Source organism: Robiginitalea aurantiaca (genome assembly GCF_030380815.1).
GTDB lineage: Bacteria > Bacteroidota > Bacteroidia > Flavobacteriales > Flavobacteriaceae > Robiginitalea > Robiginitalea aurantiaca.
This window is the reverse complement of sequence record NZ_JAUDUY010000001.1, coordinates 64,838-83,834: the sequence shown is the minus strand read 5'-3', so window position 1 is coordinate 83,834 and position 18,997 is coordinate 64,838. Positions and strand designations below refer to the sequence as shown.

Here is an 18,997-nt window from a genome sequence, read left to right as displayed (position 1 = left end):
TGTCGGCTTCCTTTGTACCTCCCGAACTCAGGGGTCTGAAGCGCAAGAGCGAAGGTTTTATAGGACGTAGGCCTGAAGTGCATCCGCCAAACTTCGATCGTTGGCCAGGCGTTTGATCTTATTTTGCCCGCCCAATTTGCCTACAGACTTCATGTGTTGCTGAAAACCCCCTTTGCGGATTTGGGTAAGCCGAAGGGGTTGCAATATCTTCCCATCAATCAAATCGAAGTAGTAACTATTTTGAGTCTGAAGGCTCTGGTCCAGCACAGATTTAAAACGCGAAAGGTCTTCCGGTAACTTTTCGAACTCCACCAGCCATTCATGATAGGGCAACTGCCCTTCTTCCGGTTGTATCTGTGGTGCAACCGTAAACTCATTTACCCTGGCCCCGGTTTGCGCGATCGCTTCTTCCATGGCATACTCCACTTCCTTGGCAATAACGTGCTCCCCAAAAGCAGAGATAAAATGCTTTATGCGCCCTGTTACAATCACCCGATACGGATTCAAAGAAGTAAACTGAACGGTATCTCCAAGGTTATATGCCCAAAGCCCCGCATTTGTGGAGATTATCATGGCGTAATTGACGCCAAATTCCACCTCTCCTATCGTGAAGCGTCTGGGAGAATCGTCATAAAATGTATCGGCTTTTATAAACTCATAGAAAATCCCAGCCTGGAGAAGCAACAGAAGTCCCCGATCCTTAAACTGATCCTGATAGGCAAAAAATCCCTCGCTGGCCGGAAATAATTCGATACTATCGACCTTTCGGCCAATCAAATCCTCGAATTTACTGCGATAAGGCTCGTAATTCACCCCTCCATAAATAAACAGCTGCAGATTCGGGAATGTTATACCTACTGGTTTATTATTTCTTGCGCATATCCGCTCAAAGTACATCTGTACCCAGGACGGGATTCCCGCGATGACGGTCATATCCTCCTCAATGGTTTCATCTACAATCCTGTCAACCTTGGTCTCCCAGTCTTCAATACAGTTGGTTTCCCAGGAAGGCAGCCTGTTCTTCTGAAGGTATTTTGGCACGTAGTGCGCTGAAATCCCTGATAAACGACCTGTTTTTATTCCGTTTTTCTCATCCAGAACCGGGCTTCCCTGCAAAAAAATCATTTTCCCATCGACAAAACTGACATTGCCCGTTTTATAGATGTAATTCAGGATTGCATTGCGGGAGGCCCTCACTTGTTCTTTTATCGAAGCCTTGGTTATAGGGATATATTTCGCGCCGGAGGTCGTTCCTGAAGTTTTTGCAAAATAGAGGGGCTTGCCCGGCCAAAGCACATCGTTTTCACCCTGTAGAATTTTCTCTATATAGGGTTTGAGCACCTCGTAATCCCGGACAGGTACACGGGAGGCAAAATCCGAATAGTCTTTTATCTGACCAAAGTCGTGGTCTGAACCAAACCGGGTATCCCGCGCCTTTGCGATGAGTTTATTGAATGTGCGCTGCTGCGCTTCCACCGGGTTTCTCGCCCAGGAAGCCGTTTTTTGATGCACCCTCCACGCGAACAATTTGGCTCCAAGTGCCTTTAATGAAATCATCTTTAATTGAAATCAATGTAATTCTCAGGATCCACGGGGTTCCCATCCTTCCAGAGTTCAAAGTGTAAATGGGGTCCGGTTGTAAGCTCTCCGGTATTTCCTACGGTGGCGATAACTTCTCCAGCCCTTACAATGCTGCCCTGCTCTTTGGTGAGCGATCCATTGTGCTTATATACAGAGATCAGGTCCTGATCGTGCTTTAAAATCACTACATATCCGGTGGCTGCAGTCCATTCCGAAAAAATCACCCGCCCAGAGGCAACCGCCTTAACAGGAGTGTCCTTGACGGCTACAATATCAATGGCAAAGTGCTTATAATCCGGATCATAGTCCTGTGAAATTGTCCCCGAAAGAGGCGTGAACAATAAAATACTCCCATCGAAGGTGGGCTGTTCAAAGAGGTTGTACCGATCTTCCAGGGCCACTTCTGCCCTCAGGATACTGTCCTCCCGTATCGGACTTAAATCAATTTGGGAAGGTTCGAGTTTAATACTTTCATAAACGGAGTCCGGATTGATCTGGGACGTTTCAATATCTCCGCTCAGCACCTGGCGTATGTTTTCAATATACCTATTAGTATAATTCAATACAGCTACCAGGGAGTCGGTCTTATAGGTGAGATCCGTGGCCTGTCGTTTCAATGCAGTTGAGGAATATCCAGGAATATATTCCCGCAGGGGAGTAAACGCGATGAGCAAGGTCGTAAATCCGATGAGTCCAATAATCATAAGGGTTCCCGTGACAAAAACATTCAGCCGGCTCAGTTTAAAGGAGATCTTTTCCTCAAACGTACTTTCATTCAGGATTACAAGCCTGTATTTATGCAGGAGCTTCCGCTTAAGCTCCTTTCTTTTCTTTTTTTGCTCCATGAGTACCCTCCACAATTCCTTGATTCCGACCTCTGTTCAAGTCAATCTGAATCGGTCCGAATTATACAAACCCTTAGAATGGCTTTGCTTTTATTGATTGTCTAAAATACACCTTATACCACAATTAAAAGATTTCTATACTGATTTTTACTACCTTTACAGTCCTAAAAACTGGTGGCATGAACGCACTCGGAATATTTTTGGCTATAGGCCCCTGGCAGATCGCAGTTATTGTAGTAATCGTCCTCCTGCTTTTCGGAGGAAAGAAAATACCTGAATTAATGCGCGGTTTGGGCAGTGGTATTAAGGAGTTCAAAGACGCTTCAAGAGAAGACGATAAATTGGAAGAGAAACAAGATTAGTTCTTTTTCTTTCTTAAAACACAGAGCATCCATTGGATGCTCTCTTTGTTTCCGCAAACTTCACCCCGTTCCTTAAAGGTAGCCGCCTCAAAGCCTGAAGCTTGGCTTTCTGCTCGGACAGACCCACTATAAACCCGTATTAATACTGCATTTACAGGCTTTTACAACAAAAAATTAATCGCTTCACAGCATTGCCTTACTTTAGAATTGTATAAAGTGGATTCTTAAATTCCCACGCTGTGAACAATACTTTCTCTTTTAATTTCCAGACACTCGTTTTTTCGTGTCTATTTCTGATTTCAACCTCCTTTACACAGGATATCCTTGCCCAGGAGACGGATTTTAATGCAGCCGCCACAGCGGAGTTGGAAGTGGATCCCATAGTTGCCAAATCGGATAGCGAACCTGAAGACAAAAGAATTGAAGCGTGGAAAGAAGAGGCTGCCGGCCTCGGCATTCCTGTGTCCAGCTATTCTGATTTAAAGGGGATTCAAAAAGGGTTCTACCCTGTTCTCGCCACTTTGGCAACATCTAAAGGATCCTCAAAACTCATTCGTCGCCTCAGGCGCAACGGTATCAATCCCATTTCCTTTTTCCATCCTGAAAATGAAAATTTATATATCTGTTCGGGGAGATATGAGGCGGGCGATGATGCGATTTCAGCGGCAAAGCAGATTGCGTTGGAAGGACGGCATCGCATTGTGAGTATCCTGAGTGTGGAGGATGACGCTTATACCCCTGATGAACCTGGCACATTTGCAGCGGAAACATCTTATGAAACGAACGGTATAAATTTATCTGCTGCCCCGGTGAAGGCATCGGCCGAAAAAGCACCCAATGCAATTATCAAAAGGGCAAATCAATACTTTGACCGCATGTGGTACGCCGATGCTGCACAAATGTACGAGGAGGGGCTCGAGCGCAACCCGGAGATTAAAAGCCCTGAAATCATTCAACGGGTAGCGGATGCGCATTACTTCAATTCCGATATGGAGCGCGCAAATTTTTGGTACGAGCAATTATATCAGGTGGAGGACGAAGACCTTTCTGCAGAATATCTTTTTAAGTATTCCCAGGCCCTGAGAGGGGCCGGAAAGTACGGACGGGCCCGTCGAATACTCAAGTTATACGACAAGAAGCTCGAAGATTCTCCCATTGGACGTTACAGAAGGGACGAATTGCTCGAAAGGCAGGCGACCTTAGATAATATCCTGGACTCCGAGGATTTATTTGCCGTAAAAAACCTGAAGGTAAATTCGGAGTATTCAGAATTTGCGCCGGCGTTTTATGAAGAGGACAAAGTTGTTTACGCCTCTTCCATGGACTCTGCCTTTTTCGCGACACGCCGTTACAAATGGAATGATCAACCCTACCTGGATCTGTATGTGGCTAAGATGAATGAGGAGTCCGAAGAACTGAACGCGCCCATCAAATTCTCCAAGAGCATAAACACAAAATACCACGAGGCCGCTGTTGCCTTTTCACCGGATCACAATACGATGTATTTTACCCGAAACAATTTTGGGAAAAAGCTCAGAAGGGATAATCAGGGGGTTAATCACCTGAAACTTTATCGATCTCAAAAAATTAATGGCGAGTGGACACCCGCAGAGGAATTGCCCTTTAATGGAGAAGATTTTTCGACCGGACATCCCGCTGTCAGCCCAGATGGAAAACAACTCTTCTTTGTTTCGGATCGTCCTGGAAGCATGGGGGAAACCGATATTTTTGCGGTTGACATCAACGAGGACGGCAGCTTCTCAATTCCTCGTAACCTGGGAACAAACATCAATACGGAACAGAAAGAAATGTTCCCGTTTTTTACCGGCAGTAAATTGTACTTCTCTTCTGACGGACATACCGGAATTGGTGGTTTAGATGTCTTTCAGGCAGCATTTGATGAAGAAGAGGGCTTTCTGGAGGTTAAAAACATGGGGAAACCCATCAATAGCTCAAAAGATGATTTCTCCTTCATTGTAAGTGAAGAAACCCAAAAAGGCTACTTCGCTTCCAATCGGGACGGAGGCAAGGGAGACGACGATCTCTATTCTTTTGAACGCCTATTCCCAGAGGAGGTAAACGAAAATGCTATAGCCGGGGTCATTACGGATAAGATTACAGGAGAAACGCTTCCAGATGCAATGGTGGAACTATTGGATGAGAATAATATACTCTTGAAAGAGGTCATTTCAGATATGGACGGAAGTTTCGTCTTTGAAGACCTCGAAAGCAACACCAAATATCACCTGCGCATCCGAAAAGATACGTATGCGGAGAAAGATCAGTTCCTTCAAACCTATGAAAACGAACTGGTCACTGCGGATGTGCCCCTGAGCAAGCTGGAAGAACTCGTTACCATTGAAGCCGGAGTGAAGAAGCTCAAAACAGAAATGATCTATTTTGACTTCGATAAAAGCACCATCCGGGATGATGCCGCTCTGGAACTGGACAAACTTGTTGCTGTGATGCAGGAACACCCGGGTATGGTTATTAAAATTGAGTCCCACACAGATTCCTGGGGGCCTAAGGAGTACAACTTAAAACTCTCTGACCGCAGGGCCAAGTCTACCCGGGACTACCTGATCAGTCAGGGAATCGATGCTGAGCGCATAGAAAGCGCCATAGGGTACGGAGAGTCCCAACTGCTCAATGAATGTGATGGCAGTGTGCGATGTGGCAGGGACAAACATCACCGTAACCGGAGGTCTGAGTTCATTATCGTAGACATGTAGGAATTTTAGTGCAAAAATGGGGGCTGTATATCAAAATGGTCCTGGTGTCCGAGGTTACTTTCGTATTTCATTCTGTTTTTTTCGTGTTTCATCTGAAATTTTCAGTATTGGGCCGTTGTCTTAACATCTTTGTTGGAGAAACACCCCAAAAGAACACTTATGGAAAAATTAATACTCGTAAAAGAAATCTACATTGAAGCCTTTAGAAATTGGACAAGTTTGATCCTGACAAAGTATTTTAAAGCCTTTTCATGGTTCTGTTTTGGCCTTTGGCTGGTTACCATGTATGCATTTATCTTCAGGGTCTCTACAGGATTTGCATTTAATTGAGGCCCTTAGAATCAAAGAACAAAAAAAGCCCCGTAAAGGAGCTTTTTTTTTGCGGTAAAATGAGGTTTACTGAAAGGTAATTGTCTTCATAATTGCCTCAAGTTCAAACATGTAATCCCTTTTATTTGTTGCCGGGGCAAAAGTGAACCCTTCCACCACCAACTTTCTGTTTCGCGCTTTATCGTTGATAATATAGGTTAAAAACGGACCGGCCATTGGGTAGTTTACCACCTCCCATATGCCCCGGACCTCAACAGCTTTCATCCCGCCGACCTCTGCTGGAAAAACATAAGGCGCAAAGGCCTTTTCTGTACCCATATACGTGGTTTTACCCGGCACATCAGGGCCTGGAATAAATTTCTTCCCAATAGAATCCCGCATATGCAGAATGTCCTGAACAAATGTAGAATCCGATTCGAAGCTGTCCCCGGGCATTTCATAGACAATGATATTCATGCTCCCCTTTTGGATTTCACGGTCGATCCAGACAAAGCCTTCTTCTTCTTTGCCCACTTTGTACAGGGAGGGCAGTCGAAGGGAAACTCCAAACTTCTCAGACAACACGGTTTCTTTGCTCAGGGATCTTAAAAACCGATTTTGAGACTCCTTAAGCTCCATTCCCTTAAAGGCAGTGATTATTTGTGGAGAGGCCGATTCGATAGAAGAAATAAGCTCTGCCTCGCTTTTTCCTTTAATCACCGCCACTTTCTGGGGGGTGGCATAAAGGTCATCCTGTATCTGGGCTCCACTAACCGTATCGAGGTCAACAAAAAGTACGGCCCTTCTGTGACGGGTCGTTCCGTTAAAAACACTTCCAGGCATGTGCTCCAGATTCAGCAAAGGCTCATCCCAGGTAAGACCCAGAACAGGTGCAGCGAAATGCTCCCGAACCTTGTCTCCCACCGGACCTTCCCAGAGATCATTGTCCATGACCACCGCCAGGGTATTTATGGCTCCCAAAGAGGCTGGTTTATAATTTTTCTTTGGTTTGTTCTGGCATCCCAGTAGCAAAAAAAGGGAGCAAACGGATAAAAGTAGTATTCTCATAGGATTTCTGATTAGGGAGAACAACTGCATAACTTCAGTCGGGTTCCGGGTTTTAAATCATTACCGCGAATACCGTTCCATTCTCTTAGATTATCAACAGAAATTCCCTGATATTTTCTTGAAATCGTCCAAAGCGAATCCCCGCTTTCAACCACATGCACCTTTGTGTTCGGGTCCGCGGATCCACTACCATTGCTTTTTGGCGGGGCTGCCGGTTTACTGGTCACGGGCTTTCTTGGATATATCGTAAGTCGCTGGCCGATCCTTAGATTGTTTGACTTTAAACCGTTCCATCGTTTAATCTGACTAACCCCTACACCATAACGCTCTGCTATTTTGCCGAGATAATCCCCGCTTCGAACGCGATACCGTATCCGATCATCGGCTTCAACATAATTGGGAAGCGGTTTATCCCGCTCCGCTAGCTCCTTTTTTACCTTCTCATACAAGGCCGCCTCATTGGCAACAAATGGTCCAATGGAAGAGCCTGGTAATCGCAAGGTGTATTCCTTTCCGGAAATCCTGGGTATAATGCCCAGTTTATAAGAAGGGTTGAGTATTTGGAGTTCCTCTTTGGGCACTCCGGTAATCTCTGCGATCTGGTCAAAAGTTATAGTCTCCTTTACCAAGACGGTATCGGTTTCAAAACTATGACGTATCGGTTCAGAAGGTTTAATCCCGTGAGCCTCCGCGTATTCGAACACATACATGGTCGCCAGGAAGGCCGGAACATAGCCCGCGGTTTCACGTGGCAGGAAGCCGCGAATACTCCAGTAATTCTGATACCCTCCAGATCTTCGTATCGCTTTGTTTACATTGCCCGGTCCTGAATTGTAGGCGGCAAGCGCAAGATCCCAGTCGCCAAAGATGTCGTATAATTTGGACAGGTATCTGCTCGCGGCATCAGTGGCCATAACCGGATCGCTCCGCTCATCTACATAACTGCTCACATCCAATCCGTATAACCTGCCTGTACTGTACATAAACTGCCAAAGCCCGGTAGCTCCTACTCTAGATTTAGCAGTCGGATTCAGCGCGGACTCCACTATGGCCAGGTATTTCAATTCCAGGGGCAGGTTGTATTTATCCAGGGTTTCCTCAAACAGGGGAAAATAGTACCGGCTGGCGGAAAGCATCCGCTCCATCAACTGGCGCCTGTGGGTAAGGAAGTGTTTAATAACCCGCTCCAAAGAAGGGTTATAGCTTATGTTGAAAGGTGTTTTCTCATCGAGTAATCGCAACCTTTCCTTTATCAAATCTGTGCTGATGGAGTCTGTGCCGACCTCCATGGTATCCGAACTTACACGGTGAACTTCAGTGTACATCTCCGGAAAACTCTGGCTCGCCAATCGAAGTTCCCGCAACCAGAGACTGTCAAACTTTGCGGCCTCCGGATGGTCCCGCAACTGAGAAGTCAGGGAATCTTCTGCTTTTACCAAAGTAACCTCCTGAAGGTCCTTAATAGGATTTTCCTTTAATTGGGGAAGCACACTATCCTTCGGGGTTTCTGTAACTGCAGGCTGCTCTTGCTGGGCCACCGCCAGGTGTGCCCAAACAAGCGTTACCCCAATTATTATTTTCTTCATTAGACGCGAATGCATTGATCTGAACATGGACAACCGAAATTCGTTTTTTTTTAATTAAGAACGAAATTTTCGGTCTTAAAGTGCCCTTAATCCCTTCTGTTTTAGGCTATTCCAAAATTGCAGCAATTCCGGGAAGTGTCTTGCCTTCAAGGCTTTCGAGCATAGCGCCTCCTCCAGTGGAAACGTAACTCACCTCATCCTGGAAACCAAACTGTTTTACAGCTGCCACGGAATCGCCTCCCCCTACAAGAGAAAAGGCCCCATTCTTCGTAGCCTGGCAAACGGCTTTGCCAATTTCTATGGTTCCGGCAGCAAACGATTGCATTTCAAAAACCCCTACGGGTCCGTTCCATAAAATCGTTTTTGAATTCAGGATCACTTCTTTGAACTCCCTAAGGGTCTCCGGTCCTGCGTCGAGGCCTTGCCAACCCTTTTCAATGGCGTTGGCAGGCATAATCCGGGTTTGTGCCTCGTTGCTGAAATCATCGGCTGCAACAACATCCACGGGCAGGTGTACTGAGACTCCGAGGGCTTCGGCCTTCTGCAATATGGATAGGGCGAGGTCTGTTTTATCTGGTTCGCAAATGGAGTCTCCTACTGTTCCACCCTGGGCCAGTACAAAGGTATAAGTCATCCCGCCGCCAATGATCAGGTGATCAATTTTTTCGAGAATATTCTCGATAATCGTGATCTTACTGGAGACCTTGGCGCCACCTAATATGGCAGTTACCGGCTTCTGCCCTGTTTTCATCACCGTGTCTATCGCCTTGATCTCACCTGCAAGCAGGTAACCAAAACATTTTGCATCCGGAAAAAACTGTGCGATTACGGTTGTAGAAGCGTGGGCCCTGTGCGCGGTCCCAAACGCATCATTGACATAGATGTCTCCCCACTGCGCCAATTGTTTGGCAAAATCCGGATCTCCAGCCTCTTCCTCCTTGTGAAACCGGAGGTTTTCCAATAACAGGACCTCCCCGCTTCTGAGTTCACCTACTGCCTGTTCTGCAGACTCGCCGATACAGTCAGGAGCGAATTTAACTTCTACTCCTAAAACTTCCGAAACAGCCCTGACGATATGAGAAAGTGAAAGGTCCGGATTGCTACTTCCCTTTGGCCTCCCCAGATGGCTCATTAAGACAGCGCTCCCTCCATCTTCAAGTATCTTAATAATGGTTGGCTTAGCGGCTTCTATGCGGTTTGTGTCAGCCACATTGAAGTCGGCGTCCAGAGGAACATTAAAGTCAACCCGGATTAATGCTTTTTTGTCGCGGAAATTAAAATCGTCTATTGTGATCATGCTATCGCTAATGTTGAGGTGTCAAAAATAGTCATATTTGATGTTCCGGTCCTGTTCAGGCTCCCCTTTTTAATTTGTCTTCCATCAAAAACCTATCTTTGAAATTATGAAGTTTTCTCAAGTCCTGGGACTGAATCACCTCAAGCACCAACTCACTTCGAGTGCAGATGCGGGCCGGGTGCCGCATGCGCAGTTATTTGTAGGGCCCGAGGGTTCCGGGACACTGCCCATGGCTCTGGCATACGCACAATACCTGTTGTGTAAGAACGTCGGGGGAGAAAACGCCGGAGGAGATCAAAGCTGTAATATAAAATGCGATCATCTGAACCACCCGGATTTGCATTTTGCGTTCCCGGTCGCCACTTCAGGCAGTGTTTCCAGCCACCCGGTGAGCAACCACTACATACAAGAATGGCGGACCTTCCTTTCGGAACAGCCCTATGGGAATCTTTTCGATTGGTACCGCGCTATCGGTATTGAAAAAAAACAAGGGCAAATCGGGGTTGATGAAGCCCATGAGATTGTTCGGAAACTGAGCCTGAAATCATACGAAGGTGGCTATAAGGTGATGATCATCTGGATGGCAGATCGGATGAATAATTCGGCATCCAACAAACTGCTTAAACTCATTGAAGAGCCGCCCCAAAAAACAGTTTTGCTCATGATTGCCGAGGACGAGGGGCTTCTTCTAAAAACGTTGAAGAGCCGCTGCCAGACCATTCAGTTCCCTCCACTACCCGAAGCCGTAATAACTGAAGGGCTCATCAAGCAGGGGGCGTCAAGGGAGGAAGCGCATCAGGTGGCTCAGGAAGCAAATGGCAATTTTAACAAGGCTTTGGACCTTATGCTGCAAGACTCAGAAGACCTGATTTTTGAAAAATGGTTTGCCTTGTGGGCGCGCACTGCATTTAAAGCTAAGGGCAATAAAGCCGCCATACACGAACTCATCTTGTGGAGTGAGGAAATAGCCCGGACCGGCAGGGAAACACAAAAGAAATTTCTTTCCTATTGCCTTTCTGTTATCCGGCAGGCAATGCTATTGAACTACAATGCCCGCTCCCTGGTTTATATAAGGATGCACGATTCTGACTTCGACCTTGAGCGCTTTTCGACCTTTATTCATGAAAACAATGTCAGAGATATGGTGCGCGAGTTTGAAAATGCGCGTTATCACATCCTGCGTAACGGAAACGCCAAGATAATTTTTACGGATCTATCGATTAAGCTAACCCGATTACTGCACACGAAACGAACTCAAAAATCGAATTCATGACAATGTTTGCCGAACACCCCGCCGAAGTGCTTTTACTGGTTTTTCTAATTATCACCTTTTTTCAGAGTGGACTGGACAAAGTTCTGGACTGGAAAGGCAATCTTTCATGGCTTACCGGACATTTTGCTGAAACACCTTTCAAATCAATTGTCCCGGCATTATTCATTATCTTAACCCTTACAGAATTGGCTGCCGGGGTCCTCTCAGGTTTGGGATTAATTCAGTTGCTCCGGGACGGAGGGAAAGAACTTGCCTTCCTTGGAGCGGTATTGTCCTGTGTTGCTTTTTTGATGCTCCTTTTCGGACAGCGTATGGCAAAGGACTACGATGGAGCCCGAACCATTGCGATTTATTTTATCCCCGCCATTTTTCTGGTATTCCTCTTACAATAAAAAAGCCCGGACTGATACCAGTGCCGGGCCAAAATTTGATCTAATAGGGCTTATTCCTGTGAGTGCTCATCATTGAGTTGTTTCAGGATTTGCTCCGTAATGTCGGACGCCTTGTCACCGTAAAGAACACTTCCTCCTTCTCCACCGGTAAAAATAAACCTATAGCCGTTTGCAGCACCGTACTTTTCAATCGTTTCCCTTACCTCAGCAATAACGCTGTCCATTTTAATCTGGCCCATCCTCTGGATTTGTTGTTCTTCCTGCTGTAATTGCTGTCCCATCATTTGCCCTTTCTGCTGTAAAATTCCAAAAGCTTCCTGGGCTTTGTCCTCAGACATTTGTTGCGTAGTACTCTGGAGTTCCTGTGCCTCGAGCTGGAAAGCCTGTGAAATACTGTCCCGCTTTCTGGTAAAAGCTTCCGATTTCATTTGATAGCTGGCCTCAACCTCTTGTTTCCTTTTATAACCATCCATGAGTTTTACATTATCGACGTAAGCTATTTTGTCTTGCTGACAACTTACTAAAAGCATGAAGGCTAGAAACCCAATCCAATTTTTCATATTAGGGTGATTTTGATTTGGAGGCAAAAGTAGAAAAGCTTTTTGGCTTGTCGGCTGGATTCGGAATAATATTTGAACGCCTCAAAACTACAGCATCTAATATTTCGATAGATATTCTTTGTTCTATAGTTTTTGTCTATTTCAATTGGCTTTATACGGCGGGCTTACAAGCTTTTTATTCCCGCTTCCGCTGGGATGTGTCAAATGAGCGTCTTGAGCTTGTTAAAGGGCTTTAAAAAGCCCCTGGCCTCCTCTTAAGTATATACACATGAGATGAGAACTCCCTGCTGAAGAATCCGTAGATGTTAGAGATCATTCCCATGGCAGCTCCGGCTACGGGAGCTAACTTGCTTCCCTTATAGGTTTCGGAAAGCCATGAAATGTAAAAGGCATCGAGCCAAAGAGGTTTTACGGATTTCACTTCAAATCCATGTCGCTCAAAAATGGTTTTAATGGATGCTTTGGAAAAGTGCCAGACATGACGGGGAACATCATAGGCCGCCCAATGAGACTTGTAATGTTTTGAATCCAGGGATTTGAAATTCGGAACCGCCAGAATTAAATATCCTTCAGGTTTAAGCGTCTTCGCTATAGCTGTAATCTCTTCCTCCAGGTCGGGCAGGTGTTCAAGGACGTGCCACATAGTAATGGCATCGTATACCGCTTCCTGTTGAACAGAAATGCTGCGGTACACAGCAATGCCTTTCTCGTGTGCGCGCTCCCTTGCCAATTCGTTCGGCTCAACACCGTAGGCCTCCCAACCTCGATCCTGCGCATATTTTACAAAGCTTCCTGTTCCGGCCCCAATGTCCATGAGCGCCCCCGGGCCTTCACAATACCGAGCAACCAACTTTAGTTTACGACGCAGGTTAATGCGCTTTGCGCGTTGATAAATGCCCGACATCAGTCCGTCTGAAGTATCCGAGTGGGAAATGTAGTCCGCACTTTCGTAATACTTGTCAAGGTGGGCAGGTAATGGCTCTGTCTTGTAGCATCGGTTTTCGTCATTCCAGACCAGATGAAATTCTTCCCCGGACACAAGATGATCTACCAATTTCATTGCTTCAATATCAGACATACACAGAAAGCTTGATACAGGAAGTGTCCATTGGTTAAAAATAGAACGCGCTGGCGCACCTCATTACCTTTATATTTGAATGTTCCACGTGGAACTATCTGCCCAGAAACACCAACAATACACTGATATCACTTGGGGAAACCCCGCTGATCCGCGATGCCTGCGATATCGTAGCCGGCCTGATTTCTGAAAGCTTTTGCCTTGCTTCCATCGACAAGGAAGATAATGGCATATAGTCAAAATCCTTAGGAATACGGATGTTTTCGAGGCGTTGCAGTTTGTCCGCATTTGCCTTTTCCTTTTCAATATAACCCGCGTATTTAACCTGAATCTCTGCTTGTTCCAGCGCCTCGGGTATAAGCTTCTGCTCCTTGATGTAAGTGGAGACGCTATTAAGCATGGCCATATGGTGCATCCTAACCTTAGGTCTGGAAAAGATCTTTACCAGTTTATCACCCTGGGTTACTTTCTTGGAATCCAGGGATTCCAGAATGGGGTTTACCTCTTCAGGGACAAAGCTGGTTTTCTTAAAAAACCCAACCAACTCTTTATATTGATCTTCCTTTACTCTGACTCTTTCCAGCCGTTCTTCGCCTGCAAGACCCAGCTTAAAGGACCGCTCAGTTAGCCTGAGATCGGCATTGTCCTGTCTAAGCAGCGTTCTGTATTCCGCCCGCGAGGTAAACATCCGATACGGTTCCTCGGTTCCCTTTGTTATGAGATCATCAATCAGCACCCCGATATACGCCTCGTCTCTCCTTAAAACAAACGGCTCTTCTTCACTGACCTTAAGATGGGCATTAATTCCAGCCATTATACCTTGGGCCCCCGCCTCTTCATAACCGGTAGTGCCATTAATCTGGCCCGCGAAAAAAAGGTTTTTCACCAATTTCGTCTCAAGCGTATGTGTCAGTTGTGTGGGTGGAAAGTAATCGTATTCAATGGCGTATCCCGGTCGAAAAAACTTTACGTTCTCAAAACCCTCCACAGACCTTAGCGCCTTAAACTGAATGTCCTCGGGAAGGGAGGTTGAAAACCCATTCACGTAAACCTCAACGGTGTTCCACCCCTCAGGTTCAACAAAAATCTGATGCCGTTCCCTTTCCTTAAAGCGATCTATCTTATCTTCGATTGAAGGACAATATCGGGGACCTATACTTTGTATTCTTCCATTAAACATAGGGGACCGGCTGAACCCGTCTCTCAGGAGATCATGCACCTCTGGATTCGTATAAGTCATGTGACACTCCCGTTGGGTACTGAGCGTGGGCGTATCTAAAAAGGAGAACTTTCCAGGGCTCTCATCCCCGGGCTGCGGTATCATTTTTTGGTAGTTCAGACTCCTTCCGTCTACCCTGGGTGGAGTGCCTGTTTTCATCCTGCCTGTGTCGAAGCCCAGAGAAACAAGTTGTTCCGTTATCCCTGTAGACGCCCGTTCACCTGCCCTACCGCCGCCAAAATTCTTCAACCCGATATGGATCAGGCCATTAAGGAACGTTCCGTTGGTTAAGACTACGCTTTTCCCTCTTATTTCAAGGCCCAGAGATGTCTTGACCCCTGTAATCCGCTCCTTCTCCATGGTAATCCCCACAGCCATTTCCTGATAAAAATCCAGATTGGGTATGCGTTCCAGCGCACTTCTCCATTCTTCAGCAAAACGCATTCTGTCATTCTGTGCCCTAGGACTCCACATAGCCGGCCCCTTGCTTAGATTGAGCATTTTAAACTGTATCGCCGACCGGTCTGTAACGATTCCACTGTATCCCCCAAGCGCATCAATTTCCCTTACAATCTGACCTTTAGCTATTCCACCCATTGCAGGGTTACAGGACATTTGCCCTATAGTCTGCAAATTCATGGTAATCAGCAGTGTCCTTGATCCCATATTTGCCGCAGCTGCAGCAGCTTCGCAGCCCGCATGCCCTCCTCCGACAACAATAACATCATACATCTCCTTAAACATCGTCCAAATGTTTCACGTGGAACATCTCTATAGCCTCTGATTCCAAACTGCGCATTCTCACAATATCAGATTCAGTTTTATCATTATGTCCCATAAGATGGAACAGGCCATGCGCTATTACTCTTCTAACTTCGTCCTCGAGAGTAGCCTTAGCCTGTTCCGCATTTTCCCTTACGCGATCTATAGAAATAAACAGGTCTCCGGAGAGCCCGGGTATTTCTTCGTATTCAAACGTGATGATGTCAGTGAAATAATCGTGATCCAAATACAATTTATTCAATTTCAACAACTCCTGATCCGAAGTAAAGATCACATTCAACACACCAGCCTCAGCACCCTGTTTGGTAAGGACATTAATAATCCAATCGGTATGCCGTTGTTCATTCTTTAGTTTGAATGTCGTTTGGTAATGGTACGCTATCTCGCCCAATGAAATATTGTTTAACCCTGTTACGGTATTTGCGCCGCAAAGGTAATGCTTCTCTGTTTAAATATTCCGTCTCCTTTTCTGACTGTTTAAAAACTTCAGGTGCTGTAATCACAGGGCTGCTAAAGTCCTTGGTGGTCCTGTTACTTTCGCGACGCTCGTCTTCGCCCTGCTTGAGTGTTGCATTTTCGAGTCGCATTAACTGCTGGCGTATCCTGTTCAAACGTTCGGCCGTTTTCTGGGTTATGCCATTAGTAAGAATCTCATTTTCAAACTGTTCCATTTCCCTTGCGATCTGTTCTCCCAGTTTCCTGTCCGAATCGTTGATCATATTCTCCAGCTGTTGCTCAAGCTGTTTGCGAATTTCCTGTTGCGTCTTATATATTTCGTAATACTCCGCTAACTCCGCTTCTCCCAGGCCTTCTGACTGACCTTTGCCGTCCTTGTCCCCCTGGCCCTTTCCGCTATTACCGCCATTTTCAGATCCCTCTTTGCCCTCTCCATCTTTGGTCCCTTTTCCGGACCCCTTTGCCTCACCTTTTTCTCCCTGCTCACCCTTATCACCACCTTCCTTACCATCCGCTCCTTGTTCTCCTGCTTTGCCCTGCCCCTCTTGTTCGCCCTGCCCGCTTTTGGAACCCTCCTGTTCTCCGCCTTCCTGCATTTGTTGCCTTAACTGTTCCTGACTTTGTATGATGTCCGGAAGCTGAATGTCAGATCCCTGCCCTTTACCTTTACCCGGCATCAGGGACTCCTGCATGTTATCCAGCATTTCAGCCAAGAAAGCGGAAAGTTCATTGGCCGCCGTAAAAACATACTGTTGATAAGAGGCGCCCCTGAACCAGTTGTTCTCGGCAAATGATTCCAGTCCTTTATCTATATTGTAATAGACTTCTGTGATTTGTGTATTCACTATTTCAGATATTTCCGCTCTTCGGAGTGACAGCGCAAACAGGCTGTCGTCCACATGCTCAAAAAGCTGTCTTAACTGCTGTTGTTTCTTAATATCCCCGGAACGTCCAATCTGGTCCTGTTCTCCTTTCTGAATGCGGTTGAAAAGCGTTTCCTGTTCAACTGAAAAGACAACAAGGTTATCCAGTATTTGACGTAACATTTCAGCGTCTTCGGTAATTGTTTCCCCTCCTCCAGCCGCAGCACCCTGATTCAACGCCTCGCTCAATTCCTTAAGTTTTTTACCCGCTTCCTTTTGTTTCTTTTCAGGACCCTCGCTTTCCTTGGCCTCTTGCGGAGTGTCCCCTGATTCCGTGTCTTCTTCGCTCAGCGATTCCAGTGCCTCCTCTTGATTTTTGGTCACCGACTGCTCCTTACGGTCATCTCGCTCCCAGGGCAATGGCTTTTTTAGTTGCTGATTATCCTTCTGTAGTTCCTCCAATTCTTTCTTAAGGGTCTCAAACTCTGAATTTAATTCGCGCTGCCGTTCCTTTCGTCTTTCCCGGCCTTCCCCGGAATCCGCTTCGGCCTTTTGCTCCTCCGACAATTTGGAGAGCTTCCTGCTCAATTGCCTGCTCTTTTCCTGAACGTAATATCTCTTGGTAAGCTCCAGCAGTTGTTCCATGCTGCGTTGGCTGCCTTGCTGTCCTTTTGAAAGCTCTTCCATGCGCTCTTCCAACTCTTCTTTATCGAGTTTCTCGAGTATCTCCTTCATTTCTTCCATCAAGGCGGCGTTCTTTTTCGCCTTTTCCTCCTCGCGTTCAAGGCGTTCCTTCAGCAGCTCATTTTCAGGGGTTTCTTCATTTTCTATGCTTTCAGAAAGTTCCCTGCTGAACTTTTCCATCAAACGTTCCTGCCGGTCCTGTTTATCAAAAAATTCCTTTAAGCGCTCCGTATCATCAAAACTAAGTGCTTCTTTTTCCTTCTGGTTTTGCAGCAATTCCTTAAATTCTTTCTGAAGATCCTCGCGCTGCTTAGCTGATTTGTCCATCCCTTTGAGGAGTTCATTCTGACGTTCCAAAACCCGGGAATCCAATTCATCTGAGCTGAGTTTTGTCAATCGGAATTCGCGACTCTTTCTGCTTTTGCCACCGCGGTTCCCGTCATTATCTGTGATTTCAAAGTAGACAACATATTCTTCCTCACTGAGGAGTTCCAACCCGCTGGGAAATGTGTAATAAAATGTATGGAATGTTGTTTCCGGTATGGGGATTTCTACCATTTCGCGATCCGTCTGTAAACCTGAAGGGTATGCAAACATCTTTAACCCGGATAGGCCGTGATCATCTGAAACAACGCCTTCAAAATAGGCGATATTGGCATTTAACGAGTCTTGCTCCATTTTCATCTCAATCTCCGGGGATTCATCCCTTATCACGTCTATCTGGTAATTGAGTTTATCGAATTCCGGAATGTCCTGATTGGCTGCGCTGATACTATATGGAGTCGTTTGAAAAGGCTTCCTGGCAAACTCCGCTTTTTTTGAGGAAGTGGGCAGTTTCAGTAACGTATCCCGATCGGCATATACGACACTGTCTGCATGGATGGTATTCAATTCCCATCGGATCTCCGTTCCCTCTGGCACGGTAGCGTTTCCGCTCCCCTGAATACGTTTTGGGGGAACCCCGAGGTAATCCGGATACGTAAGGACCATTTCAAAGCCATCGATCGCAGGTACCCGTATAACATCCAAGGTATAGGTTCTTGAAGATACCCCCGCAGCCTCGAGGTAGAAATTCATCCTCTGTAAAGGGGGCTGAAAAGTGTGTTGGAAATATTCCCCTTGTCGCTCCATGATAATAGGGGATCCCTCAAGCACCAGGCGAACCTGGTCGGGCTGCACTTCTCCCGGGGTACGCAACTTCAAAATAAACGGCTGGTCCTCCCGTACCCGTAAGTCTGCAGTGAGTAGTTCAAAAGAGAATGGAGCCGGGGGCTCATAAGCCAGGTCGTAATTTACCACCCTCTTATATGAATTTATAAACTCAAGGCCATTTCCGCTAAGCCAAATAAGTCCAATTATGGCAAGCGGCAGTAAAGCATACTTTGAATACTTGTATGCCTCTTTCATCTGAACTGCAAGTTGAAAAGGAACAGGGGACAGATCCTTCGAGCGCTGTTCAATACTCGCCAGTAGAAGTTCAGACCGATCGGTATTGTCTGCAAGCTCCAACAAGTTATAAAGTTTGTCGCTCACCTCGGGAAAATGCATTCCAATAAGGCGGGATCCCTCTTTATGGGTAAGACCACGCCTGAGCCTTAACAAGTGTGCCACAGGCAGCAGGATATAGCTTACAAACAAGAACCCCAGAAGGACTATGCCCGCCACTAGCAGTACGCTCCGAAATCTCGAATCTAACCACAGCAGATACTCCAGGCCTCCGATAAACAGAAACGACAACCCTCCTAAAAAAAGAAATAGGAAAAGCCCCTTCACAAGCCTGCGCTTATAGTATCGCGAAGTAAAAGCTTCGAGTTTATCCAGTATGCGTTGGTAACTCTCCAAATTTTTTATCTTTAATACCAAGATACCCCATTGCCTTGAATTCAGGTCCTTAAAACATGTTAAAGCT

16 protein-coding genes are annotated in these 18,997 nt (G+C 46.2%); 6 read left to right on the top strand and 10 right to left on the bottom strand.

Annotated features, from left to right (window positions below):
- Positions 1-57: 57 nt before the first annotated feature.
- Together QU605_RS00300 and QU605_RS00295 are read right to left on the bottom strand one after the other, a co-directional pair.
- On the bottom strand, positions 58-1,554 hold the full coding sequence (locus QU605_RS00300) for a GH3 auxin-responsive promoter family protein (protein ID WP_289723877.1): 1,497 nt from the start codon (positions 1,552-1,554) through the stop codon (positions 58-60).
- 5 nt (positions 1,555-1,559) lie between these two features.
- Positions 1,560-2,426: a M23 family metallopeptidase gene (locus QU605_RS00295; protein WP_289723259.1), complete on the bottom strand. Its 867-nt coding sequence runs from the start codon at positions 2,424-2,426 to the stop codon at positions 1,560-1,562.
- A gap of 179 nt (positions 2,427-2,605) precedes the next feature.
- Between QU605_RS00295 and QU605_RS00290 the strand changes: the two genes are divergently transcribed.
- The 3 genes from QU605_RS00290 (at position 2,606) to QU605_RS00280 (ending at position 5,850) form a co-directional block, all read left to right on the top strand.
- Positions 2,606-2,788 carry a Sec-independent protein translocase subunit TatA/TatB gene (locus QU605_RS00290; RefSeq protein WP_289723258.1) on the top strand — a complete coding sequence of 61 codons (183 nt, stop codon included), beginning with the start codon at positions 2,606-2,608 and terminating at the stop codon, positions 2,786-2,788.
- Between the two features lie 239 nt (positions 2,789-3,027).
- On the top strand, positions 3,028-5,520 hold the full coding sequence (locus tag QU605_RS00285) for an OmpA family protein (RefSeq protein WP_289723257.1): 2,493 nt from the start codon (positions 3,028-3,030) through the stop codon (positions 5,518-5,520).
- 159 nt (positions 5,521-5,679) lie between these two features.
- Positions 5,680-5,850, top strand: a complete 171-nt coding sequence (locus QU605_RS00280; protein ID WP_289723256.1) for a DUF6747 family protein — start codon at positions 5,680-5,682, stop codon at positions 5,848-5,850.
- 66 nt (positions 5,851-5,916) lie between these two features.
- Here QU605_RS00280 and QU605_RS00275 read toward each other — a convergent pair whose 3' ends face one another.
- The 3 genes from QU605_RS00275 to QU605_RS00265 form a co-directional block, all read right to left on the bottom strand.
- The gene (locus tag QU605_RS00275) at positions 5,917-6,897 is read right to left on the bottom strand and encodes a DUF4837 family protein (RefSeq protein WP_289723255.1); all 981 of its coding nucleotides are present in this window, start codon (positions 6,895-6,897) and stop codon (positions 5,917-5,919) included.
- 11 nt (positions 6,898-6,908) lie between these two features.
- Positions 6,909-8,483, bottom strand: coding sequence for a LysM peptidoglycan-binding domain-containing protein (locus QU605_RS00270; protein ID WP_289723254.1), 1,575 nt, complete (start codon positions 8,481-8,483; stop codon positions 6,909-6,911).
- A 106-nt stretch (positions 8,484-8,589) separates the two neighbouring features.
- Positions 8,590-9,780 (bottom strand): phosphoglycerate kinase, encoded by a 1,191-nt coding sequence (locus tag QU605_RS00265; protein WP_289723253.1) that lies wholly within the window; start codon positions 9,778-9,780, stop codon positions 8,590-8,592.
- Between the two features lie 106 nt (positions 9,781-9,886).
- On the opposite strand from QU605_RS00265, the gene QU605_RS00260 reads away from it, so the two are divergent.
- Together QU605_RS00260 and QU605_RS00255 are read left to right on the top strand one after the other, a co-directional pair.
- On the top strand, positions 9,887-11,053 hold the full coding sequence (locus QU605_RS00260; RefSeq protein WP_289723252.1) for a DNA polymerase III subunit: 1,167 nt from the start codon (positions 9,887-9,889) through the stop codon (positions 11,051-11,053).
- The gene (locus QU605_RS00255) at positions 11,050-11,445 is read left to right on the top strand and encodes a DoxX family protein (RefSeq protein ID WP_289723251.1); all 396 of its coding nucleotides are present in this window, start codon (positions 11,050-11,052) and stop codon (positions 11,443-11,445) included. Before QU605_RS00260 ends, QU605_RS00255 begins: the two co-directional genes overlap by 4 nt.
- A 50-nt stretch (positions 11,446-11,495) precedes the next feature.
- Here QU605_RS00255 and QU605_RS00250 read toward each other — a convergent pair whose 3' ends face one another.
- Positions 11,496-12,005 (bottom strand): OmpH/Skp family outer membrane protein, encoded by a 510-nt coding sequence (locus tag QU605_RS00250; RefSeq protein ID WP_289723250.1) that lies wholly within the window; start codon positions 12,003-12,005, stop codon positions 11,496-11,498.
- A gap of 17 nt (positions 12,006-12,022) precedes the next feature.
- Between QU605_RS00250 and QU605_RS00245 the strand changes: the two genes are divergently transcribed.
- Positions 12,023-12,241 carry a hypothetical protein gene (locus QU605_RS00245; RefSeq protein WP_289723249.1) on the top strand — a complete coding sequence of 73 codons (219 nt, stop codon included), beginning with the start codon at positions 12,023-12,025 and terminating at the stop codon, positions 12,239-12,241.
- Here the strand turns inward: QU605_RS00245 and QU605_RS00240 are convergent.
- The 4 genes from QU605_RS00240 to QU605_RS00225 form a co-directional block, all read right to left on the bottom strand.
- On the bottom strand, positions 12,238-13,083 hold the full coding sequence (locus QU605_RS00240; protein WP_289723248.1) for a class I SAM-dependent methyltransferase: 846 nt from the start codon (positions 13,081-13,083) through the stop codon (positions 12,238-12,240). The two genes, QU605_RS00245 and QU605_RS00240, sit on opposite strands and share 4 nt — an antisense overlap.
- A 94-nt stretch (positions 13,084-13,177) precedes the next feature.
- Entirely contained in the window at positions 13,178-15,046 is a 1,869-nt protein-coding gene (mnmG, locus tag QU605_RS00235; protein WP_289723247.1) for a tRNA uridine-5-carboxymethylaminomethyl(34) synthesis enzyme MnmG, read from the bottom strand.
- A complete protein-coding gene (gene ybeY, locus QU605_RS00230; RefSeq protein ID WP_289723246.1) occupies positions 15,039-15,476 on the bottom strand; it encodes an rRNA maturation RNase YbeY in 438 nt (145 codons plus the stop codon). Before ybeY ends, mnmG begins: the two co-directional genes overlap by 8 nt.
- Complete coding sequence (locus tag QU605_RS00225) at positions 15,427-18,930, bottom strand: hypothetical protein (protein WP_289723245.1); 3,504 nt, start codon at positions 18,928-18,930, stop codon at positions 15,427-15,429. The genes ybeY and QU605_RS00225 overlap by 50 nt, the downstream gene beginning before the upstream one ends.
- Positions 18,931-18,997 lie beyond the last annotated feature (67 nt).

Bases quoted from the DNA above. Each gene is read 5' to 3' on its own strand.
- QU605_RS00295 (WP_289723259.1), bottom strand. From the start codon at position 2,426: ATGGAGCAAAAAAAGAAAAGAAAGGAGCTTAAGCGGAAGCTCCTGCAT.
- QU605_RS00290 (WP_289723258.1), top strand. From the start codon at position 2,606: ATGAACGCACTCGGAATATTTTTGGCTATAGGCCCCTGGCAGATCGCA.
- QU605_RS00280 (WP_289723256.1), top strand. From the start codon at position 5,680: ATGGAAAAATTAATACTCGTAAAAGAAATCTACATTGAAGCCTTTAGA.
- QU605_RS00275 (WP_289723255.1), bottom strand. From the start codon at position 6,897: ATGAGAATACTACTTTTATCCGTTTGCTCCCTTTTTTTGCTACTGGGA.
- QU605_RS00270 (WP_289723254.1), bottom strand. From the start codon at position 8,483: ATGAAGAAAATAATAATTGGGGTAACGCTTGTTTGGGCACACCTGGCG.
- QU605_RS00265 (WP_289723253.1), bottom strand. From the start codon at position 9,780: ATGATCACAATAGACGATTTTAATTTCCGCGACAAAAAAGCATTAATC.
- QU605_RS00260 (WP_289723252.1), top strand. From the start codon at position 9,887: ATGAAGTTTTCTCAAGTCCTGGGACTGAATCACCTCAAGCACCAACTC.
- QU605_RS00255 (WP_289723251.1), top strand. From the start codon at position 11,050: ATGACAATGTTTGCCGAACACCCCGCCGAAGTGCTTTTACTGGTTTTT.
- QU605_RS00250 (WP_289723250.1), bottom strand. From the start codon at position 12,005: ATGAAAAATTGGATTGGGTTTCTAGCCTTCATGCTTTTAGTAAGTTGT.
- QU605_RS00240 (WP_289723248.1), bottom strand. From the start codon at position 13,083: ATGTCTGATATTGAAGCAATGAAATTGGTAGATCATCTTGTGTCCGGG.
- mnmG (WP_289723247.1), bottom strand. From the start codon at position 15,046: ATGTTTAAGGAGATGTATGATGTTATTGTTGTCGGAGGAGGGCATGCG.